The organism is Nocardia sp. NPDC060249 (assembly GCF_042728755.1).
Classification (GTDB): Bacteria; Actinomycetota; Actinomycetes; order Mycobacteriales; family Mycobacteriaceae; genus Nocardia.
The window spans coordinates 86,294-107,810 of sequence record NZ_JBHXAQ010000009.1 but is presented as its reverse complement, the minus strand read 5'-3'; the positions used below and the strand labels follow the sequence as shown (position 1 = coordinate 107,810).

Here is a 21,517-nt window from a genome sequence, read left to right as displayed (position 1 = left end):
GGAGTGGACCGTGCGGGATCGGGTACTCCGAGGGGGTCGCGAACGGCCTACCACGGGCACATTTTTAACCACTGTGCGGTGTCAGTGCTCGGCGGTAAACTGATCTCATCGAACACCAGGTCGAAACCGGAAGCAGGCTGTAGCCACTTTTGAAGAACTCAGGCGAGATCGGCAACCCCGTATCAGACATCGGCGCAGGCGGTAACAATGCTGGTCCCGCTGCGCGGACCGTGCGTTCCAGCATCGAGCTCGCCCCGGAGTCGGTTTTCGGTTTCCTCGGCTCGGCCGACCAGAACCTGCGTCAGCTCGAGAAACTCCTCCCCGCCGACATCCATGTCCGCGGCAACACCGTCACCATCACCGGTAAGGCCGGCGATGTGGCGCTGGCCGAGCGGGTAATCGAGCAGCTCGTGGCGCTGACCGGCCGCAATCGCGTGATCACTCCCGAGGCGGTTCGCCACACCATCTCGATGCTCACCGACGAGGGCGTGTCCGAATCGCCCGCCGAGGTGCTGAGCCTGGACATCCTGTCGCGGCGCGGCAAGATCATCCGTCCCAAGACGCTGAACCAGAAGCGCTATGTGGACGCGATCGATGACAACACCATCGTGTTCGGCATCGGCCCCGCGGGCACCGGCAAGACCTACCTGGCCATGGCCAAGGCGGTGCAGGCCCTGCAGTCCAAGCAGGTCACCCGCATCATCCTGACCAGGCCCGCGGTCGAGGCGGGCGAGCGGCTCGGCTTCCTGCCCGGCACCCTCAACGACAAGATCGACCCGTACCTGCGCCCGCTCTACGACGCCCTGCACGACATGATGGACCCCGAAGCCATTCCCAAGCTGATGGCTTCCGGTGTCATCGAGGTCGCGCCGCTGGCGTACATGCGTGGTCGCAGCCTCAACGATTCGTTCATCATTCTCGACGAGGCGCAGAACACCACGGCCGAGCAGATGAAGATGTTCCTCACCCGCCTCGGCTTCGGTTCGCGGATGGTGGTCACCGGTGACATCTCGCAGGTCGACCTGCCCAACGGGCAGCGCTCGGGCCTGCGGGCGGCCGCGGAGATCCTCACCGATATCGACGACATCCACTTCTCGGAGCTCACCAGCGCCGACGTGGTCCGTCATCGTCTGGTCTCCGACATCGTCGACGCCTACGACCGCTTCGAATCCGAGACCCGCGCGGTGCCGGGCCCGCACTATCCGGGCAATCGCGCCCAGCGCAGGGCCGCCGGTCGCAGCGACCGGCGCTGACACCTGCGCCACGCTGGCCCGATGCCGCTCCCGGCGGCGTCGGGCCAGCACCGTACCCTGAACAGGTGAGCATCGAGATCGCCAACGAATCGGGCATGGACGTTCCCGAAGAAGACCTGGTCAGCGTCGCGCGTTTCGTGATCGGCCGGATGGACGTCCATCCGGCCGCCGAACTGTCGATGGTGCTCGTCGATCTCGACACCATGGCCGACCTGCACGTGCGCTGGATGGATCTGCCCGGCCCCACCGACGTGATGTCGTTCCCGATGGACGAGCTCGAGCCCGGCGGTCGTCCCGACAGCCCGGAGCCAGGCCCGTCCATGCTCGGTGACATCGTGCTGTGCCCGGAGTTCGCGATGGGTCAGGCGCAGAAGGCCGACCATTCGCTCGACCACGAGCTGGCCCTGCTCACCGTGCACGGCGTGCTCCACCTGCTCGGCTACGACCATGCCGAGCCGGAGGAGGAAAAGGAGATGTTCGCGCTGCAGGCCCAGTTGCTCGAGGAGTGGTACGTGAGCCTGCGCGAGGAACAGCGCCGCGCCGAGCTGGCCGAGCGTGACGACCGCCTACTCGGCAAGGCAGGTTTCACCGCACCCGGTGAAGGCCCCGCGTGACAGCACTGACCCTGATCCTGCTGGCGATCGTGTTGATCGGTATCGGCGGGGTGTTCGCGGGTGTGGACTCGGCCCTGAACACGGTGTCACGGGCCAGGCTCGACGACATGGTCCGCGAGGAGCGCTCCGGCGCCGCGCGACTACGCAAGATCGTCGACGACCGCCCGCGCTATGTGAACCTCGTTGTCCTGCTGCGCATTCTGTGCGAGATCACCGCCACCGTGCTGCTGGCGGCAGCGACGCTCGACCTGTGGAACGAGAGTACGGCGCTGCTGGTCACCGCCGCGTTGATGGTCGTTGTCTCCTACGTCGTGATCGGCGTCGGTCCGCGTACGCTCGGCCGTCAGCACGCCTACTCGATCGCGTTGGCCGCCGCGGTGCCGCTGCAGATCATCGGCGCGGTGCTCAGCCCGGTCAGCCGCCTGCTGATTCTGCTCGGCAACGCGATCACCCCCGGTAAGGGATTTCGCAACGGCCCCTTCGCTTCCGAGATCGAGTTGCGCGAGGTGGTCGACATGGCCCGCGAGCGCGGCGTGGTGGCCGACGACGAACGCCGGATGATCCAGTCGGTCTTCGAACTCGGCGATACCCCGGCTCGCGCGGTGATGGTGCCGCGCACCGAGATGGTGTGGATCGAGGACGACAAGACCGCCGCCCAAGCGATGTCGCTGGCGGTGCGTTCCGGCCATTCCCGGATCCCGGTGATCGGCGAGAACGTCGACGACATCCGCGGCGTGGTCTACCTGAAAGACCTTGTGCCCTACGCCGATCGCGCCCGCAAGGTGTCGGTGGGCGATGCCATGCGGCCCGCGATCTTCGTCCCCGATTCCAAACCGCTCGACGAACTGCTTGACGAGATGCAGCGGCGCCGCAATCACATGGCGCTGCTGGTCGACGAGTACGGCGGTATCGCGGGGCTGGTGACCATCGAGGACGTACTCGAGGAGATCGTCGGTGAGATCGCCGACGAATACGACACCGACGAAACCCCGCCCGTGGAGGACCTCGGCGACGGGCGCTACCGCGTCTCGTCGCGGGTGTCGGTGGAAGACCTGGGGGAGCTGTACGGCCTCGACATCGAGGACGACGACGTGGACACGGTGGGCGGGCTGCTCGCTCACGAACTGGGCCGCGTCCCGCTGCCCGGCTCCAAGGTGACCGTCTACGGGCTGGTGCTGCGCGGCGAGGGCGGCGCGGACGCGCGCGGGCGCATGCGCGTCAACACCGTGCTGGTGCGCCGGGCCTCGGACAAGGCCGAGAAGGCCGAGAAGAAGAGCGACAAGCCCCGCAAGGGCACGACCGACGAGGCAATCGCCGACACCGATCCGGTGCGCGTGCCCGACGACAACGGAGAACACCATGAGTGAACTGAATGCCGAGGACAACAAACTGCTGGTGCTGGCGCGTGGCGCGCTGGGCCGCACCGGGGGCGCGAGCGGCGCCGCGGTGCGCGATACCGACGGCCGCACCTACGCCGCGGGCGAGGTCGGGCTGACCGCGCTGCGCCTGACCGCGTTGCAGGCCGCCGTGGCCGCCGCGATCTCGAGCGGCGCCGAGGGGTTCGAGGCGGCGGTCGTCGTCGGCGGTGACGCCGGGGACGCCGGCATCGACGCCGTGCGCGAGGTCTCGCCGTCGGCGTCGGTGATCCGCACCGACCGCACCGGCGCCGTGCTGAGCGAGGTGCACGGTGGCTGACTCGGGCAAGGAATTCCGTTCCGGCTTCGTCTGTTTCGTCGGCCGCCCCAACACCGGCAAGTCGACGCTCACCAACGCCCTGGTCGGCACCAAGATCGCGATCACCTCCTCGCGCCCGCAGACCACCCGCCACACCATCCGCGGCATCGTGCACCGCGAGGACGCCCAGCTGATCCTGGTCGACACCCCCGGCCTGCACCGACCGCGCACGCTGCTCGGTCAGCGTCTCAACGACCTGGTCCGCGACACCTATTCCGAGGTCGACCTGATCGCGTTGTGCATCCCCGCCGACGAGAAGATCGGCCCCGGTGACCGCTGGATCGTCGAGCAGATCAGGATGATGGCGCCCAAGACCAAGATCCTCGGCGTGGTCACCAAGATCGACAAGGTGGGTCGCGACGAGATCGCCCACCAGCTGATGGCACTGTCGAAGCTGCTCGGCCCCGAAGCCGAGGTCGTGCCGGTCTCGGCCGTGAAGGGCGAACAGGTCGAGGTGCTCGTCGACGTGATCGCCTCGCAGATGCAGGAGGGCCCGGCGTTCTATCCCGACGGTGAGATCACCGACGAGCCGGAGGAAACCCTCATGGCCGAGCTGATCCGCGAGGCCGCCCTCGAGGGCGTTCGCGACGAACTGCCGCACTCGCTGGCCGTGGTGATCGAGGACATCGAGCCGTACGAGGCGAACGAGGACATGCTCGAGGTGCATGCCCTGCTGTACGTCGAACGGCCCAGCCAGAAGGCGATCATCATCGGCAAGAACGGCGCCCGCCTCAAGGAGGTCGGCACCAATGCCCGCAAGCAGATCGAGCACATTCTCGGCACCCGCATCTACCTGAACCTGCACGTGAAGGTCGCCAAGGATTGGCAGCGCGACCCGAAACAGCTGGGGAAGCTGGGCTTTTGACCGTTTGACTGTCGGCGGTTCGGGGTATCGTTCGGCGAACACGCCGGTTCGTTCGGCGTGCTTCGCTGATCGTCCGGGGAGGCCGTGGAAGTGCCCGATGCCAATGATGTCGGCAAGCTGCTGGAGCTGCTGCGGGCGCTCGAGATTCCCGACGCCCGCCCGCGCGTGCTGCGCACATTGGTCCACGGGCGGCGCGCGCTGCCCCGCCCGATCATCGAAGTCGTCGGCGTCTCGGGGCATACGGCGCTGGTCGGCGAAATCTACAGTTGGCTCAGCGAATCCGGGGGAAGGCGGGCGACGCCGCGCGTCAAGGTCGACCTGCACGCACCCGACCTGCCGCGCACGCAGCTCACCCCCGATCTCAACGCGATCGACGCGGGCCCGCAGGCCAACGATCAGGAGATCCCCGGCCACTGCCTGCCGATCGTCCAGCTGTTGGTGGCGGGTTTCGCCGCCGACGACACCGCGATGGGCGCGATCAAGTTCCCGCGCTACCGCACCGCCGACTGGCTGACCCGCCAGCGGGTGACCTCCGACGAATCCGAGGCCCCCGACGAGCTGCGCCGCAGACTGCCCAAACTGCTGCGCAGCGGTTCGCCGACGAGCCGCTCCGATACGGCCGAAGGGGTTGCGGGCGACACGATTTCGCGGGTGGTCTTCGGGGTGCTCGCGCTGTGGCCGGTGCTGCGGTTGTGGCTGTGGGTATCGGGGCGCATTCCCGGCATGTCGAAGGTGACGCGGTGGTTTCTGCACCAGCGCTACCTGGCGCCTGAATTGTCGGGCAGTTTCCTCGGTTTCGCGTCCCGGCTCACCGCGTCACACCGGGTCGACGAGAACGAGGAGCAGGTTGCCAAGCTGCTCGTGCACGCGTTTCTCGAGGACCTGCGCGACGCCTACCGACGCCGGATCTGGCGCCCCTCGAGCTGGCGGCGCACCGCGTACCCGGTGGCGTTGCTCGGTGGCCTGGCCGAGGGCAGCGACGGTGCGCGCATTCTCACCTGGATCAACGAAATCCGGAACGAGACCGGCCTTTTCGATCCGCTGGTCGTGGTGGCGTTGCGCGACGAAGGGCCGAGCCGCGAGGTCGGCGAGCTCTCCCATATCAGCGACCTCCGCCCGCTGCGCACCCTGGAAAGTCTCGCCGACGCGCCGTCCCCGCAACCGCCCGATCCGCTGCAGGAGTGGGTGCGCGAGATCGACAACCGGCGCACCCATCGTCAGGCCGACGCCTGGTTCCTGCCCTTGCGCGCGATCCTGCCGCCCGACACGACACCGCGCGTCAGCGATGCCCGCTTCCGCGGTCTCGCACTGCCGCCCGCACCCCCGCTCGCCGCCCGCAGCTGGTTCGTCGGTCTGTGTGTGCTGATCCCGATCGTGCTGGCGGTGGCCGCGACGCTGGTCTACTTCCCGCCGCTGCGTGGCGCCGAATGTTCGCACTGGCCGTGGACCGACGGTGTCTCGGTGAGTGTGCGCGACGGTGAATGCGTCGGCTACAGCGACAACCCCCGGCAGACCTTCGCCGACGACCCCGAGCTGTCGGCGATGCAGCGAGAAGTGTTCCGGCTCAACGTCGCCGCGGCCGACGCGCGCGAGAACAACCCGAATCGGCCCTTGATCTCGCTGGTGTATTTCGCCGGCCTCAGCTACGTCGACACCAACGTGCGGTACCCGCATGCCCAGGTCGAGGAGCTGGCCGGGCTGGCGGTGCAGCAGCGTCGGGCGTTGCTGGCTTCCGACGAATCGGAACCGTTGCTGCGCATCATCATCGCCAACGGCGGTTCCGATATGCGCCAGGCCGGGTGGGTGGTCGAGAATCCGCTGCGCGAGCTCGTGGCCGACGACCCCAGCGTGCTCGGTGTCGTGGGGATCGATCGCAGCAACGACGAAACTCGCAGGGCCATCACGCGTCTCGGTGAACTCGGTGTTCCCGCGGTGGCCACGACCCTGTCCGCCGACGGTCTTGACCAGGCGTCGCCGCTGTATTTCCAAGCGGCACCGAGCAATACCGTGCAGGCTCGTCTCGTCGCCGACTATGTGCAGGGCGCCCGTGACGTCAACGGCACGCCCCGCTACGACAAGGTGGCGATCTATCACCCCGAGGTCGCCGGTGATCTGTACGTGACCACCCTGGTCGAAGACCTACAGAAAGAGCTCGCCGAACGCGGTGTGGCACAGCAGAGCATGAGCTGGCGCGAACAGCAGCAGCTCTACCGTTTCCCCGCACCGTGCGAGACCGCCGGATTCGACCGCCGCACTCTGCTGTTCTTCGCGGGCCGCAACGACGACTTCCCGACCTTCGCCAAATCGGTGAGTCGCGGCTGCCTCAGTGGCGCGGGCCCGGCGATCCTCGGTAACGACGCGGTGACCAGGCTGATCACCGATCCGAAGGCCACCGCCGCGCTTCCCGCCAACCTCACCGTGCGCTATGTGTCCAAGGCCTCGCCGGTCATGCTCGGCGGCGCCGATTGTGTCCGCGGCGTCGGCAAGCTCGGCGACCAGCCGGTGCCGTTCGAACACGAGCAGCTGTGTACCGAACTGGCGGGGTTGATCGAAGACCTCCGTGGCTATCCCGACCTCACCGACTACCGGCCCACCTGGGCGGGCGATCGCACCGGTCTGGCCTTCGACGTGAGCGGCCTGTTCGTGCAAGCGGTGCGCAACAGCCGTGGTGTGCTGGCCGACGTCCCACCGAACCGAACCGCCATCGCGGTCCAGTTGCGCGAGTCCGACTATCGCGGCGTCACCGGCACTCTCGGCTTCTCGACCAGCCGCGTCGCCGACGGTTCGTCGATCGCGGTCCTGGTCACCACCGCGGTCGGCGGCGCGGGCCCGCAGCGCTGCCTGATGATGTTTCCCCGGCAGACCGGCCGGGACGGCTGTCCGTCGGGCACGAAGAGCGACCTCGAAGGATGGACCGAACCGGGCCGATAGGAACTGTCACCACCACTGCGCGGGGCGGTGACGTTCCCAGCGCAGTTCCGATTCCAGCTGGGCCGCCAGCGAAATGAGCAGTGGTTCGCTGTCGGCGGTGCCCATCAGTTGCGCGCCGATCGGCAGCCCGGCTTCGGTGAAACCGGCAGGCACGTTCACGCTCGGCCAGCCGAGCACGTTCCACGGCCACGTGTAGGGGCACGCGGCGGTGATCAGATTGTTCGTCGCACCGAAACCGATGCGGTCGATCTCTTCCACCTGTGGTGCCGGGGTCGCGGTGGTCGGCGCCAGTACCACGTCGTAGTCGTCGAAGAACGAGCCGATGCGCTTGTGCAGCAGGGGTTCCGCGAGCCGCGCCGCGGTGAGTGCGGGCCCGGTGAGCACGCGGCCGATGCGCGCATTGGTGGTGGTCCTCGGGTCGACGACCGCGCCCGGCATACCCCGGTGCACCCGGCTGATCCCCGCCAGCGAGCGCGGCAGGAAGGACGCGCCGATCATCAACCCGTAGTGCAGGTCTGTCACGGTGACGGTATGGCCGAGCGTGCGCAGGGTGGCGGCCAGCGCGTGCACGGCGGCCGCGATCTGCGGATCGAGTGCGGTCTTGGTCGCGGTGTACGGAATGCTCAGGGAGAGCGCGATTCTGAGCGTGCCGGGATCGCGCCCGACGGCCGCGCTCGCCTCGATGGGCGCGGGCTTGTGCCGGTCGCCGTCGTGTGGCCCGGCGGCGATGTCGAGCAGCAGCGCGGCGTCGCGCACGGTGCGCGCGAGCGGTCCGTTGACGGTCAGCCCGTTGAACGCCTCCGCCAGCGGCCAGGTGGAGATCCGCCCCCGCTGCGGCTTGATCCCGACCAGGTTGGTCCACGAGGCCGGGATCCGCACCGACCCCGCACCGTCGGAACCCAGTGCGGCGGGGACCAATCCGGCCGCGACCGCCGCCGCGGACCCACCCGATGACCCACCCGGCGTGCGCGTGCGATCCCACGGATTGCGGGTGTGGCCGAACGCGTCACCGCTGGTGAACGGCAGCTGTCCCAGCTCGCAGGTATTGGCCTTGCCGACGATCACCGCACCCGCCGCACGCAACCGGCGCACCGATTCGGCGTCCGCGGACTTCGGCGTGAACTCCCCACCACACCCGAAGGCGGTGACTTCGCCGCTGATGTCGGTGTCGTCCTTGACCGCGATCGGCACACCCAGCAGCGGCAGCCGCACGCCCGCCGCCCATCGCGTGTCCGCTTCGGCGGCCTCCCGCAGCGCGGCTTCGCGACGGACGACCCGGAACGCGTTGAGCGTCGGCTGCGACGCCTCGATCCGGTCGAGCGCGTCGGCGACGGCGGCGACCGAGGAGATGCTGCCCTCGGCCAACGCCGAGGACAGTTCGGTGAGGCCGAGATCGGCCGAGGAATTCGGCGCGATGTGGTCGGGCGCGGACATGTGAGCTCCGTCTCTGCAGGTACGTGGCTCGACCGTAACGCGAAGCTGGTCACCCGTCCACATCCCCTAGGGTGGGTATAGACATACATGCGGGATGTATGTAACAGTGGACCTGCCCAGCATTCGACCAGGGGAGGACCCCATGGGAATCAGCTCAGCACTCGGCCCGGCCCGCGAGATCGCCCTGTCATCCGGCCGCATCCGCTACCACGACACCGGCTCCGGATCGCCGGTCGTCTTCGTCCACGGGCTACTCGTCAACGCCGACATCTGGCGCGGGGTCGTGCCCGGTCTCGCCGCCGCCGGCCACCGCTGCCTCACACCCGACTGGCCGCTCGGATCTCACACCATCCCGATGCCCGACGCCGACCTCAGCCCCACCGGCATCGCGGACCTGATCGCCGAGTTCCTCGACGCGCTCGACCTCACCGATGTCACGATCGTCGCCAACGACACCGGCGGTGCCCTCACCCAGATCCTGATGACCCGCCGACCGGAACGGATCGGCCGCGTCGTCCTGGCCGCCGTCGACTGCTACGAAGTGTTCCCGCCGCAACCCTTCGCGGCGCTGCTGAAGGTGGCGAAGATTCCCGGCGTCATCCGCCCGCTGCTGGCGCCGATGCGCTTCGGACTCATGCAGCGACTGCCACTCGGATTCGGGCTGGTCACCAAACACGCACTGCCGCGAGAGATCGCGCAGTCCTATCTGGGGCCCGCCCGGCGCAACGCCGCCGTCCGCGACGACCTGCGCCGCTTCGCCACCGGTGTCGACAATCGATGCACCGTGGCCGCCGCCGAACGCTTCGGCGCGGTCGATGTCCCGGTGCTCGTGGTCTGGTCGACCGAGGACAAACTGTTCCCGATGGCGCTGGCCGAACGGCTGGTCGCCGATCTACCGCGGGCGAGCCTGCGCACCCTCGACAACTCCTACACCTTCATCCCCGAGGACCGGCCGGAGTTGCTCACCGAACTGATCGTGGAGTTCACTCGGCTGCATGCAGCGCCGTAGTCAGGAGGATCGCTCCCGCGTCACCCGAGCCGCGCTCGAGCAGGCAGGCCGTCGCCTGTTCGCTGAGCGCGGCTTCGCCGGTACGTCGGCCGAGCAGTTGGTGGCCGACGCCGGGGTCACCCGCGGCGCGCTGCACCATCACTACGGCGACAAGCGCGGCCTGTTCCTCGCCGTCCTCGAACAGGTCGAGACCGAGGCCACCGAGGAGATCGCGAGCGCCGTCGCCGCTGTCGACCGCGCCGACATCATCGGCGGTATGACCGCGGGTCTGGCGCGTTTCCTCGACATCTGCGCCCGCCCGGAAATGCTGCGCATCGTGTTGATGGACGCCCCGACCGTTCTCGGCTGGCCCGCTTTCCGGGAATTCGAAGCGCGCCACGGACTCGGCCTCATCACCGCCGAACTGCAACGCGCCACCGACGCGGGCCTGATCCCGGTCGCCCCCGTTCCGGTACTCGCGCAGCTACTGCTCAGCGCCATCGCCGAGGCCTCGCTCATCGTCGCCCACGCGGACGACCCCGACCGCGCTCGCCTCGAAACCCAGCAATCGCTGCTGCTACTCATCGCCGGTCTACTCCAGTCCTGATCCGTGTCCGTGACCGCGGTGTCGGGCGCGCATGCAAGACTGGGCGCGTGCGGTTGTATCGGGATGAGGCGGTGGTGGTTCGCCAGCACAAGCTGGGCGAGGCCGATCGCATTGTCACGCTCCTGACCAGGCAACACGGGCTGGTCCGGGCGGTGGCGAAGGGGGTGCGCCGCACCAAGTCGAAGTTCGGGGCGCGGCTCGAGCCGTTCTCCTACATCGACGTGCAGTTGCATCCGGGTCGCACCCTCGACATCGTCACCCAGGTCATCACCGTGGAGGCGTTCGCCGCCGACATCATCGACGACTACGGCCGCTACACCACCGCGTGCGCGATCCTCGAAACCGCCGAGCGCCTCGCGGGCGAAGAACGCGCACCCGCCCCGAAACTGCATGTACTCACCGCGGGTGCCCTACGCGCGATCGCCGCCAAACAGCGACCCCACGAACTGATCCTCGACGCGTACCTGTTGCGCGCCATGGGTTTCGCCGGCTGGGCGCCCGCACTCGACGAATGCGCCCGCTGCGCGACGCCCGGCCCGCACCGCGCCTTCCACGTGGCAGCGGGCGGCGCGGTCTGTGTGCACTGTCGTCCCCCGGGCGCGAGCACGCCCATCACCGGGGTACTCGATCTGCTCGTCGCCCTGCTGAAGGGGGAGTGGGCCTACATCGACAGCGTTCCCGACAACGTCCGCCGCCAGGCCAGCGGTCTCGTCGCCGCCCACCTGCAGTGGCACCTGGAACGCCAGCTGCGCACGCTGCCGCTGATCGAGCGATCCCGCATCGAACCCGCGGACCGGCCCGACGCCGCTGTCGTCGGCCGGGTCGGCTGAGCAAACCCGGAGCCCGTGCAACCCGTACCCGGCGATCAGGCAGGATGGACGCCGTGATCCTGCGTCGTGACTCTTCTCCCGCGAGCAAGGACGGCACCCGCACCGTGCGGCCGCCGTCTCAGCATCCCTCCGGCGCGCGTCCGCCCGCGATCCCGCACGAGCTCGTCCCCAACCACGTCGCGCTGGTGATGGACGGCAACGGCCGCTGGGCCCAGGAGCGTGGCCTGCCACGCACCGCCGGACACGAACGCGGCGAGGCCGTGCTCATGGACTCCGTCGAAGGCTGTATCGAGATCGGCGTGAAGTGGCTCTCCGCCTACGCCTTCTCCACCGAGAACTGGCGACGCAGCCCCGACGAGGTGCGCTTCCTGATGGGCTTCAACCGCGACGTGATCCGCCGCCGCCGCGACGAGATGCACGAGATGGGTGTGCGGGTGCGCTGGGCCGGTCGCCGGCCTCGCCTGTGGCGCAGCGTGATCAAGGAGCTCGAGGTGGCCGAAGAGCTCACCAGGGACAACGACGTGATGACGCTGACCATGTGCGTCAACTACGGTGGTCGTGCCGAAATCGCTGATGCCGCAAGGGAAATCGCGCGCCGGGTGGCCGCGGGCGAGATCGACCCGGAGAAGGTCGACGAAGCCACCGTCGCGAAGTATCTCGACGAACCCGACATGCCCGATGTCGATCTGTTCCTGCGCCCCTCCGGCGAGTTCCGCAGCTCGAACTTCCTGATCTGGCAGGCGGCCTACGCCGAATTCGTTTACCAGGACACGCTTTTCCCCGACTTCGACCGGCGTAACCTGTGGGACGCGTGCCTGGAATACGCCAAGCGCGATCGCCGCTTCGGTGGCGCCAAATGAGTGACGACGGAGCCGAGATGGACACCACGGTCTCACCCGAAATCGACCTGCAGGCGCGCACCGGCGCGTGCCTGCAGATGCAGGACGTCGATGTCCGGGTGGACGCGGACGGTTCGCTCGGCTTCGAATACGACGGCGCCCTGTGCTCGATCCGCGCCGTCACCCTCGCACCCGGCCTCACCGTGCTGTCGCTGACCAGCGTGCTGGCGTGGGATCGCCCGCTCAAGACGGCGCTGCACAAGCGCGTTGCCGAACGCAACAACGAGATCCAGTTCGGTTCGGTCACGCTGATCGCCCGGGGTCAACTGGGCGATGTCATCCTGCGCTACACCTTCCCCGCCGAAGGTCTCGACGACGGGGCACTCACCACCATGCTGCTGCTGGCCCTGTCCGGCGCGAGCCGAGCCCGTCAGGGGTTGCTCGCGCCGTAGCGCATCAGTTGCTGGGCTTCCAGGTGATCTTGCCGCCCGTGAAATCCTGGGCCTTGCCGCCCTGGTAGTCGTATTCGTCGCTGGTGGGGTAGCCGTAGCGGCCGTTTTCGCCGCCCGCGCGGATCCAGTCGGCCTGGATGCTGCCCCACACCGCGTGCGCGCCGGTCTTCGAGGTCCAGTAGATGGCGCCGGTCGGGAACATGGTGAACTGGCCGTCGCCCTTGCCCGCCGCGGACACGTCGGTGAGCGGGAAACCCAGCGGGCTCGACTCCCAGCCCAGCGCCGCCCACTTGTCGCGGATCGGGCCGCTGATCTGGTGTGCGCCGGTGCCGACGGACCAGTAGATCGAGCCCTGCTGGAAGTGGTTGAAGCGACCGCCGCCCGACGGGGTGGACTGCTCGCGGGTGGTCGGGTAGCCGAGCTTGCCCGACTCGTTGCCCGTCTCGGCGAACTTGTCCCGGATCTGGCCCGCGACGGTGTTGGCGTTGGTGTCGGGATGCCAGTAGATGGCCGCGTTGTTGGCGAAGGTCTGGTACTTGCCGCCGGCCGCCGCGTCGGTTTCCGGGGAGGTGGGATCGCCCAGCGCCGGGCCGCCCGCCTGGTCGTATTCGGTCTCGATCGCGCCGCCCACCTCGAATCCGCCGATCGTCCTCGCCTGCGCGGTGCCTGCCATCGCCGCGGGCAGCGCGGCCACGACGGTGACGGCTGCCAGCGCGGTCAGGCCGCGTGATCGAAGGGTTCGACGGTGCAAAGTCACAGAAAACTCCCTGGTCGGATCGGTATTCAACGATGTCCGGCGCTCGGGACCCCCTCCGGTGCCGCACCCGAACCTACCCGTTCGGCGGCGGTGGCAACAGTGGCCTTGCTCACCTGGGGTGATGGGGTGGTCCCGGCAGCATCACCTCGAGGCCGCGGGCGAAATCGTCCGGTTCGACGTCCTCGAGCAGCAAGTGCTGCAGGATGAATCCGGGGAGCAACCCGATGATCGTCTTGGCGATCACGCCGGGATCGGTACCGGGGGGAAGCCAGCCGGTTTCGCACAGCCGTTCGGCGTACTCCAGCCACAGCTCGCGCATGGACGCGAGCGCTGTGCGCACCGGTACGGCCGCCTCGTGCGAGACCAGAGCCAGCGCCCAGGCCTGCGGGGCGAGGCGCAGCGGCCCGTCGGGTCCACTCCGCTTGACGATCTCGGTGGTCAGCAGCCGGATGACCTCCGCCGGGGGAGGTGGGGTCTCGGTGCGGATGATCTCGGCGAGCCGCTCGCGCAACGGTCCCATGGTGTGGCTCACCAGGGCGCCGATGATCTCGTTCTTGCTGGTGAAGTACCGGTAGACCGCACCCGCCGACATCTGCGATTCGGCGAACACGTCCTGCATGGACGTCTCGTGGAACCCCTTCCTGGCGAAGCACAGCTGCGCGGCGTCGAGGATCTGCTGCCTGCGGCGTTCCAGGTGTTCTTCGCTGACTCGGGGCATGGGTCAAAAGTAAAACGAATGTCCGTTCTTGACAAGCGAGGTGGGCGGTGTCACGGTAGGAAACATCAAAAAGAACGAACATTCGCTTTTGAGGGGAACAACCGCATGACGATCACCCGCCGAGCAGTAGCTCTCGGCCTCGCGGCCACCGCGATCCAGGCCCTGATGCTGATCGCCTTCGCCTGGCCCGCCGTCAATATCGGCCCGCGTGATCTGCCGATCGCCGTCGCGGGTCCTGGCTCCGCCCAGGTCGCCCAGCAGCTGCGGCAGCGCGATCCCGAGGCTTTCGAGATCACCACCGTCGCCGATGTCTCCGAGGCGCGAACCGCACTGGCCGACAACGAGATCTACGGCGCCATCGTCACCGGCAACGGCGCACCACAGGTCCTGGTCGCTTCCGCCGCCTCGCCCGCCGTCGCCCAGCAGCTCACGGCCATCGCGCAACAGCTCGGCGGTATCCCCGCCACTCCCGTCGAGGACGTGATCGCCATCGATCCCGACGATCAGCGCGGCGCGGGCTTCGGCTCCATGGTTCTGCCGCTGGTCATGTCCGGCATGGCAGCGGGCGTCCTGCTCACCCTGCTGGTCCCCGCTTTCGGGGCCCGGCTCGCCGGCCTGGCCGCCTTCGGTATCGCGGGCGGGCTCCTGAGCGCCCTCATCTTCCACACCTGGCTCTCGATCCTGCCCGGCTCCTACCTCGAACTGGCCGCCATCGCGGGCCTGGCCTCCTTCGCCGTCGCCGCCGTCATCGTCGGCCTGGCCGCCGCCATCGGGCGCCCCGGCATCGGCCTCGGCGCCCTGACCATGCTGCTGGTCGGCAACCCGTTCTCCGCCGCCACCTCGGCCCCCGAACTCCTGCCCCAGCCCTGGGGCACCCTCGGCCAACTGCTTCCCCCGGGCGCCGCCGCCTCCCTGCTCCGCTCGGTCGCCTACTTCGACGGTGCCGGCGCCTTCGCCCCCCTCGCCGTCCTGCTCGCCTGGGCGGCAGGCGGAGTCGCTCTCCTCGGCCTCGGCGCCCTCCGCTCCCGCCAGGAGCCCACGCCTACCGCATCTCCCGAACCGGTGGCCGTTCCCGCCTGACCATCTCCACGAAAACGCTCCGCACGACCCACTGTCGTGCGGAGCGTTGTGGCGCTTATGTTGCCTGGGACGTTGTGGTGATGATCGCCCATGCCAGGAAGCGGTGCATGGGGGCGGGGCTTCGAAGTGGACTCGCTGCCGACCGTATGGTCCGGAGATGACCTCCATCGGTCCGGTCTCATCGGTTCGCCAGCCGCCCACCCGAATTCGTGAGATGCCGGAGTAGCCCGTGGGAAAGAGTCCGGCGGGCCAGCCGAACAGGCGCTCCGCGGTCACCGGTCGGTCGTGATGGCGGGTTGCGTCGAGGACCATATCGACGACGCCGTCGACCCGGCGGTCGGTGGGCGTGGTCGCACCGATGTCAACACCGAGCCTGCGCGCGATGGACGATCGGGCCGACGCCGCGTCGAGCTCGCCTTCGAGTACTCGCTATTCGCTGCAGAATTTGAAGTGAATAGGCGGGTAATCGCTGCATCGGGTGCTGTTCGGTTATCCCGTGCGGTAGTCGTCGGTGCCGAATTCTTGGTGGTAGCGCTGGGCTCGGGTGAGCATGCGGTAGACGCCGGCGATCATCCGGTCGGTGGGGAGGGGCTCGGCGACGATGGGGTCGCCGGTTTTCACGTAGTAGCGGCCGTCGGGGTAGTCCATCCACCAGAAGGTGCGGGCGGGGGTGGGGCGGGAGTCGAGGGCCGGGCCGGAGAGGGCCGATATTTCGCCGAAGGCGCGGCGGGGGCGGTGGAACATGCGGTTGAGCTGGTCGACCGAGCTGAGGCGGCCTGCCCGGTATTCGAAGTGGTCTTCTTCGGCGGACAGTTGGTCACGGCGGACCTCGACCGGAGCCTTCTTGCCCGGTTTCGTGCGGGGGAGGGCCGCGATGGTCAGGGCTGCCACCTGGCTGGGGGTGCAGTAGGTGAGGGTGACGTCGGCGCCGGTGTCCTCCGCGGCGCCCGGCGCCTGCTGCAGGGTGGCGCCGACCGTGCCGCGGATCGCGCCGTGGAAGCGGATGACATTCGCGTTGTCCTGGCCCACATAGCCTTTGGACTCCACCCTGGCCTCGGGGTCGAGCAGGACGGCGAGGGCGCGTTCTACCACCGGATCGTACTTGCGCAGGAGGGCGTCCACCGCGGCTTCCCGGTGCCGCTTCAGCTCGTCGAATTCGGCTATGTCGGTGCGGTATTGGAGGGGATAGGGCAGGCGGTCACGGCCGTAGCCGGACCACAGGATCTCGAATTCGATGCCGGTGAATTCAGCGCGGTGCACTGTCGTCGTCTCCGCCGATCACCGGGGGCACGGTCCTGATCTGGTCCGCGCCGAGCAGGAGGTCACCGTGTTCCTGGGTGATCAGGTAGTCGGGAATATCCTTGGTTCGTTCGTCGTCGGAATTGCCGCGACCTGCGCCGGGTGCGCCCATGCCGCCGATACCCGCTGCGCCGCGACCGGCGGCGGAGGTGGTGCCCGCGCGGGGTCCGGTTGCCGCCGTGGCAGCGGGGGAGGGGGTGCCAGGGGTGCCCTGGCCGGGCGTGGGGCTGGTCGGGGTGCCGTTGCCGCGGGGGGTGCCCGACCCGCCGGGCCCGCTGCCGGTGGGTCTGCCGGATCCGGGGGCGCCGGTGCCCGGTGTACCGACACCGGGTCTGCCGAGGGCTGGCGTTGTTACGCCGGGGCTGGCGGGCGTAGCGGTGTTCGGAGTGGTTCCGGTGGTGGTGGTGGATTGCGGTGTGGTGGTGCTGCTCTGGGGTGTGGTCGAGGCGGGATCGGTCGAAGTTGTTGTGGTGGAAGACGGTTCGACCACGGATGCCTCAGGCGTGGCGTTGTCGCCGGGCGTTCCCGCTGCAGGGTCTTCGGAGTCGGTGCCGTTGGTGGTCGAATCACCCTGGTTGCCGACAATATTCGTGCCACCATCGCTGCCGGGCTCGCCGTGATCGCCGACGATGGTCGGCGCGGTCGGCAAGAAGGGCACGCCGTTGTCGGTCTGGCCGGCGACCTGGCTGTACACCGAGCGCAGGATCCGCCGGCCTTCCTGGGTGGCTTCGTCGCGGTTGTGATCGTCGACCTTCATCACACCGTCGGCGGGCAGCGACTTGCCGGTGACGTTGGTGCGCTCGGTGAGGCCGGGCATCAACGCTTGGGTCTGCTCGATCCCGGTGCGCATCTCGGTCAGTTTGAGACTGATCGCGGTCGCGGCCTGGGAGAGCGGAATCGATTGCTGCGCATAGTTGTTCACGGCGGCGACGGCGGCGGAAGCTGCCGCACCCGTCCATCCGCTGTGGCCGCCTGCGCCGGTGACAGTGCGGGCGAACTGCTGGTTGAACCCGGTGAAGGTGCCCATCAGCGCACCGCCGATATTCGCCCACGCGGTGACCGCGTCATCGACTAGCTGCGGTTTCATCGCCGCGACCGCCGCCTGCATCTGCTCGAGCGTCATGCTGTCGTAGTTGTCCGGGGTGGTGATGTGCGGGGGTTGGATATCGCCGCCGAAGATCGTGGCGTAGTTGCCCGCGCGCTGTCGGTCGTAGATCTTGGCCCGCTCGGTGTTCCACTGCTCCTGAGCGGCGATCACCTTGCTTTTGTAGTCCTCATACGTCACAGGTGTTCTCCTGTCGCGGAGATCTCGGCACCGGTCGCTTCGTCCTGGGTGACGAAGTTCGCAATCGCTTTGGCCACAACCTCTTTCGCTGTCTTGACCGTTTCGATGTGCTGCCTGATCACTGTATCCAACGCGCGCTCACCTCCGGCGGCGGTGAGCGAGAACTTGTTCTCGAGGATCTTGCTCGAGTCGAACGAGCCGAATCCGCCGACCCGTCGCACACTTTCGACCATCTCGTAGACTTCCTCGAGCCGGTCCAAGTGGTCGTCGCACACGCGATCCAGGTCTTTGCCGGTCGTGGGATCCAGTAACAGTTGACCGGCCTCTGCCTGGCCGAGTAGTCGGCTCCATTGAGCTGGATCTATGCCGAGAACCATCAGCTGTCCCCCTCAGCTTGCGGGCAAGTACTGAACCAGCGCGGTGCTCAATCGCAGGGCCTCGCCGCAAGGTTCGCCGACCCCTTCAGCGCTGACGCGGTTCTGCACCTTGAAATCGACCGACCCGGCCGGCACTTCGACACTGACGTAGCAAGCGACGTCGTTCGCGGACCCGATCGGTCGGAACTCGAGCGCATTGCGGGATCCGACCTGGAGGTCGGTCCATCCGGTGTACTCGCTGGTTCGCTGCCTGGACTCGGCGAGAGTGTGTGAAGACGACATCACAGAGAAGGTGTACTTCTTAGCCGAGTCCGTCCAGTTGCAGACCTTCCATCCAGTGAAGTCCACTCCCGCGACATCCTTCTTCTTGCTTCCCACGTTCATCCCGACCGCAGCGACAGCCGAATCCGGCAGCGAACACGGATCCCACACCTTCGCCTCGGCATCCACCGAAGTCGGACTCGCCGCCACACTCGCACCGCTCGTCTGCGGAGCAGCCGTCCCCGGTTCGCCGTTCCCACACCCCACGACAGCCAACCCCACCCCCACGGCAACGCCGAACACCCCCGCCACTCGACCTCGAACTGCCATGCCTTCGTCCCTCCCACAGAACTGGTGCTCGTTCACGACGTCCCCGCTCCCGAGATCGTAGTCACTCCGACACACATCGCGACAGCTCACGTTCTACTCCGCCGCGCAGGGAGCGGACGCGGTCATCGAGAACCGCACCTCGTTCCTCGGCCCCACGGAGGTATCCCGGGACGACGCGACGGTGTAGCCGGCCGGGTCGCGGTACAACCGGTTCACCGGGTCGTTGTCCGGCCGCTGGCTCGGTACCAGGGTGAAGCCGCGTGCGGTCATCGCCGCGAGATTCGCCATCGCCTGGTCGATGAACTCCGGGGACGGGTTCACTTGCTCCCTCGTGTACCGGGGACGCCACGGCGGGCCTTCGGACATCAGAGAATTCGGGTTCGTTCGACAGCCCGTGCCCGGCAAGGTCAGATTCGCGATCTCGACAGGTCCCTTCCGCGGCCAGATGAGCTCGAAATTGTGCTCGACAGTCGCGCCCGCTTCGGCGACGGTCAGCCCCGTGGTGTCTTTGATCCGCTGGTTGGTCGGCCCTTCGTGGAGGAAACCACCGCATCCCGTGACGCCCGCGGTGATCATCAGCAGGCACGCCGCGATCATCGCTTTCGTCATGGGATGTCGATCGTTCGGCCGGGACCGGCATTGTCGGTGATGCGGGGATCGGCGTACGGATCGAGGTCGGGGTTGCCGAGAGCTGCTGCGATGCGAGCGGCAGCAGCTGCCTTCGCCGCGTCGAACCCCTCCTTGCCGCCGTCGCCGTTGTCGCCCACACCGATATCGACGTACGGTGTTTCGATTCCTCGTTCCACATACGCGGTCGCACTCGACCCCTCGATAACGCCGACGATGTTCTCGAACGCCGTCGATCTCGGGTCGTCCCAATACTTCCCGTGCCCGTCGGTGCCGAAGACGACCTCGGTGGGGTGGTTCGTGGAGGAGTCGCTGTAGAAGCCGGTATCGAGTCGCGTCACCCCGGGTACCTCGTCGGGATCACCGCCCAATTCGGCGGATGCGTGCGGGTTGCCGGGAATCGTGAATCCGCCCGGAATGCTGAGCCCGCCTTCGGGATACGACTGCACCACACCGATCAAGTCCCCGGGTGCTGTCATCGAATACCGCTGAACATTCGGGTTCGGGTTGTTCCAGCCCGTGTCGAAAACACCGGTGCCCGCCGAAGAAGCGTGCAGGATGCGGTCAGCCCGCAGACCCAACTGCTCGGCCGAGCCGACAATCGAACCACCATAGGAATGTCCCACATAGGAAACCGGCGTTCCCGGCGCGGTCACACCTACTTCCCGGTCGATCTCGCGACCGAAGTCGACAAGTCGAGGCGCCATATCCGCGGCGAATTTCGGGCTCGGCGCACCATCGGAGAGGCTGGTCAGACTCTGCGGAAAATCGCCCTCCATGTAGAGGAAGATCGGTCCGCCGGTCTGATCGGCGAGATTCCACGCGGCCACGTGATTCGACCCAGAACCGTTGAGATTCGTACTGGTGCCGGGCACGTACACCCCGACACCGGGCGCACCCGACGTCATCTCACCGACCATCTCGATCATTCGGCCGTTGCCCTCGGTGCTGAACATGACGAACTTGCGGTCGACCATGTCCAGTCGCGCTGTCGCCGCATCGCCGGTCGCGGCGGCGGTGGCGTCGAGCGTGCCCGCGCCTTCGGGATTCGGGATCGGCGCCAGCATCGATTCCAACTGCTTCACCCGCGATTCGTCCCGATTCGGCTTGGCCTTCTCCGACGTCAGCGCGTTGCGGACATTGATCTCGTTGGCTTCGATGCGCATCACGAACGGCACCCCGTTCAGATTGCCCAGCTTCTCCGGCGCCGCGATCACCAGCTGACGTTGCGCGTCGGGACTCAACCCGGCCAGGAATGTCGCCCGCTCGTCCGGCGACATCGACGCCAGCTGGATCGCGACCGCGTCCGGGTCCCGCATCGAACCGTCGGCGAGGGCGATATCGGGCTGCCCGTCGCGCATCGCCCCGAGGTCGCCCATCGATTCCCGCAGCCTGGTGCCGAACAGGCTGTCGAGGCGTTCGAGCTCGTCCAACCCGCTGAGCAGGTTGAGCTGGAAAACTCCCGCGGCGCCTTCCTTTTCCGGATCGGAATGGGTCACCCGGCCGTCGGCTGCGACCGCGAAACCTTGCCCGACCGCGAGGTTCTTCTGTTCCAGCACATAGGTTCTGGCGTGCTTCAAGCCCTGGTAGGCGTCTTCGGCGTCGTCGGCCACACGGAGCAACACGGTGCGGACCTCATAGCCGTGATCGACTTCCTCGTCGATTCGCCGCGAGGCCGCGTCTTTGGTCTGCCCGTACCAGCTCCCCGCCGCCGAGGTCGCCCGCGAGCAGTCGTCGACCGAGGTCGAGAGGATGTCGGCGTTGGCGCGCGCGGCTTCCCCGGCGCGGTGCAAGCCTTCCAGATTCCAGGTGTCGAGCTGGGGGATCGTCGGCCGCATCAGCGGGTACCGAGCTTCCCGATTTCGCCCGCGGTCTCGGCGTCCTTGGCTTGAATGTCGGCGGAGAACTTGTCGACAAGGTCGGCCAGCGTGGTGTACCGGGTCGCGATCGAGCCCATCGCCTGCGACGCCGGGTCGGTCAGCCCGCGGACGGCGGCGAGCACCTCGCTGCCGTCACCGGTCGCCTCGCTCGCGGCCGCCCAGCTCAGCGCGTCGACTTCGGCTGCCTCCCGACGCCAGGTCGTCGCCATGGTCTTCAACTGATCGGGCTCGACGCCCAGGGTCCCACTCACGATGCCCCTCCTCCGCTGCCGAGAGGACTGCGCGCCCGTGCGGACCGGTCCCTTCGTGAAGGTTGGACGGGGCTCGCGAAGCGAAGGTTCCGTTATGTGATGTGA

At 67.9% G+C, this 21,517-nt stretch carries 22 protein-coding genes; 12 read left to right on the top strand and 10 right to left on the bottom strand.

What is annotated here, in order from left to right:
• The first annotated feature begins 188 nt into the window (after window positions 1–188).
• From ACFWFP_RS26730 to ACFWFP_RS26705, 6 genes are all read left to right on the top strand, one after another.
• Window positions 189–1,253 carry a PhoH family protein gene (locus tag ACFWFP_RS26730; RefSeq protein ID WP_378637749.1) on the top strand — a complete coding sequence of 355 codons (1,065 nt, stop codon included), beginning with the start codon at window positions 189–191 and terminating at the stop codon, window positions 1,251–1,253.
• A gap of 65 nt (window positions 1,254–1,318) precedes the next feature.
• Entirely contained in the window at window positions 1,319–1,867 is a 549-nt protein-coding gene (gene ybeY, locus ACFWFP_RS26725; RefSeq protein WP_364410399.1) for an rRNA maturation RNase YbeY, read from the top strand.
• Window positions 1,864–3,234 (top strand): hemolysin family protein, encoded by a 1,371-nt coding sequence (locus ACFWFP_RS26720; protein WP_379299447.1) that lies wholly within the window; start codon window positions 1,864–1,866, stop codon window positions 3,232–3,234. Before ybeY ends, ACFWFP_RS26720 begins: the two co-directional genes overlap by 4 nt.
• A complete protein-coding gene (locus ACFWFP_RS26715; protein ID WP_379299445.1) occupies window positions 3,227–3,562 on the top strand; it encodes a cytidine deaminase in 336 nt (111 codons plus the stop codon). Before ACFWFP_RS26720 ends, ACFWFP_RS26715 begins: the two co-directional genes overlap by 8 nt.
• The gene (era, locus tag ACFWFP_RS26710; RefSeq protein WP_379299443.1) at window positions 3,555–4,466 is read left to right on the top strand and encodes a GTPase Era; all 912 of its coding nucleotides are present in this window, start codon (window positions 3,555–3,557) and stop codon (window positions 4,464–4,466) included. The genes ACFWFP_RS26715 and era overlap by 8 nt, the downstream gene beginning before the upstream one ends.
• 84 nt (window positions 4,467–4,550) lie before the next feature.
• Complete coding sequence (locus tag ACFWFP_RS26705; protein ID WP_379299442.1) at window positions 4,551–7,397, top strand: ABC transporter substrate-binding protein; 2,847 nt, start codon at window positions 4,551–4,553, stop codon at window positions 7,395–7,397.
• A gap of 6 nt (window positions 7,398–7,403) precedes the next feature.
• Here the strand turns inward: ACFWFP_RS26705 and ACFWFP_RS26700 are convergent, their stop codons facing one another.
• On the bottom strand, window positions 7,404–8,831 hold the full coding sequence (locus tag ACFWFP_RS26700) for an amidase (protein ID WP_379299440.1): 1,428 nt from the start codon (window positions 8,829–8,831) through the stop codon (window positions 7,404–7,406).
• Between the two features lie 142 nt (window positions 8,832–8,973).
• On the opposite strand from ACFWFP_RS26700, the gene ACFWFP_RS26695 reads away from it, so the two are divergent.
• The 5 genes from ACFWFP_RS26695 to ACFWFP_RS26675 all read left to right on the top strand — a co-directional run bounded on the left by ACFWFP_RS26695 (window position 8,974) and on the right by ACFWFP_RS26675 (window position 12,547).
• Window positions 8,974–9,840: an alpha/beta fold hydrolase gene (locus ACFWFP_RS26695; protein WP_379299438.1), complete on the top strand. Its 867-nt coding sequence runs from the start codon at window positions 8,974–8,976 to the stop codon at window positions 9,838–9,840.
• Entirely contained in the window at window positions 9,827–10,426 is a 600-nt protein-coding gene (locus ACFWFP_RS26690; RefSeq protein ID WP_379299436.1) for a TetR/AcrR family transcriptional regulator, read from the top strand. The genes ACFWFP_RS26695 and ACFWFP_RS26690 overlap by 14 nt, the downstream gene beginning before the upstream one ends.
• A 47-nt stretch (window positions 10,427–10,473) precedes the next feature.
• Window positions 10,474–11,256 (top strand): DNA repair protein RecO, encoded by a 783-nt coding sequence (gene recO, locus ACFWFP_RS26685; protein WP_101463905.1) that lies wholly within the window; start codon window positions 10,474–10,476, stop codon window positions 11,254–11,256.
• Window positions 11,257–11,300: 44 nt separating this feature from the next.
• Window positions 11,301–12,116 (top strand): isoprenyl transferase, encoded by an 816-nt coding sequence (locus tag ACFWFP_RS26680; protein ID WP_379299434.1) that lies wholly within the window; start codon window positions 11,301–11,303, stop codon window positions 12,114–12,116.
• 77 nt (window positions 12,117–12,193) lie between these two features.
• Window positions 12,194–12,547, top strand: a complete 354-nt coding sequence (locus ACFWFP_RS26675) for a YbjN domain-containing protein (protein ID WP_245915009.1) — start codon at window positions 12,194–12,196, stop codon at window positions 12,545–12,547.
• 4 nt (window positions 12,548–12,551) lie between these two features.
• Here the strand turns inward: ACFWFP_RS26675 and ACFWFP_RS26670 are convergent, their stop codons facing one another.
• Complete coding sequence (locus ACFWFP_RS26670; protein ID WP_379299432.1) at window positions 12,552–13,304, bottom strand: LGFP repeat-containing protein; 753 nt, start codon at window positions 13,302–13,304, stop codon at window positions 12,552–12,554.
• 109 nt (window positions 13,305–13,413) lie between these two features.
• Window positions 13,414–14,022, bottom strand: coding sequence for a TetR/AcrR family transcriptional regulator (locus ACFWFP_RS26665; RefSeq protein ID WP_379299430.1), 609 nt, complete (start codon window positions 14,020–14,022; stop codon window positions 13,414–13,416).
• 105 nt (window positions 14,023–14,127) lie between these two features.
• On the opposite strand from ACFWFP_RS26665, the gene ACFWFP_RS26660 reads away from it, so the two are divergent.
• The gene (locus tag ACFWFP_RS26660) at window positions 14,128–15,102 is read left to right on the top strand and encodes a hypothetical protein (RefSeq protein WP_379299428.1); all 975 of its coding nucleotides are present in this window, start codon (window positions 14,128–14,130) and stop codon (window positions 15,100–15,102) included.
• A 489-nt stretch (window positions 15,103–15,591) separates the two neighbouring features.
• Here the strand turns inward: ACFWFP_RS26660 and ACFWFP_RS26655 are convergent, their stop codons facing one another.
• The 7 genes from ACFWFP_RS26655 to ACFWFP_RS26625 are packed head-to-tail and all read right to left on the bottom strand — an operon-like array spanning window position 15,592 to window position 21,412.
• Window positions 15,592–16,362: an ESX secretion-associated protein EspG gene (locus tag ACFWFP_RS26655; protein ID WP_379299426.1), complete on the bottom strand. Its 771-nt coding sequence runs from the start codon at window positions 16,360–16,362 to the stop codon at window positions 15,592–15,594.
• Window positions 16,349–17,686 (bottom strand): hypothetical protein, encoded by a 1,338-nt coding sequence (locus ACFWFP_RS26650; RefSeq protein WP_379299424.1) that lies wholly within the window; start codon window positions 17,684–17,686, stop codon window positions 16,349–16,351. Before ACFWFP_RS26650 ends, ACFWFP_RS26655 begins: the two co-directional genes overlap by 14 nt.
• A complete protein-coding gene (locus ACFWFP_RS26645; protein ID WP_379299422.1) occupies window positions 17,683–18,063 on the bottom strand; it encodes a hypothetical protein in 381 nt (126 codons plus the stop codon). Before ACFWFP_RS26645 ends, ACFWFP_RS26650 begins: the two co-directional genes overlap by 4 nt.
• A 12-nt stretch (window positions 18,064–18,075) precedes the next feature.
• Window positions 18,076–18,690: a DUF3558 domain-containing protein gene (locus ACFWFP_RS26640; protein WP_379299420.1), complete on the bottom strand. Its 615-nt coding sequence runs from the start codon at window positions 18,688–18,690 to the stop codon at window positions 18,076–18,078.
• Window positions 18,691–18,747: 57 nt separating this feature from the next.
• A complete protein-coding gene (locus ACFWFP_RS26635; RefSeq protein WP_379299418.1) occupies window positions 18,748–19,263 on the bottom strand; it encodes a hypothetical protein in 516 nt (171 codons plus the stop codon).
• Window positions 19,260–21,119, bottom strand: coding sequence for a hypothetical protein (locus ACFWFP_RS26630; RefSeq protein WP_379299416.1), 1,860 nt, complete (start codon window positions 21,117–21,119; stop codon window positions 19,260–19,262). The genes ACFWFP_RS26635 and ACFWFP_RS26630 overlap by 4 nt, the downstream gene beginning before the upstream one ends.
• The gene (locus ACFWFP_RS26625; protein ID WP_379299414.1) at window positions 21,119–21,412 is read right to left on the bottom strand and encodes a type VII secretion target; all 294 of its coding nucleotides are present in this window, start codon (window positions 21,410–21,412) and stop codon (window positions 21,119–21,121) included. Before ACFWFP_RS26625 ends, ACFWFP_RS26630 begins: the two co-directional genes overlap by 1 nt.
• Window positions 21,413–21,517 lie beyond the last annotated feature (105 nt).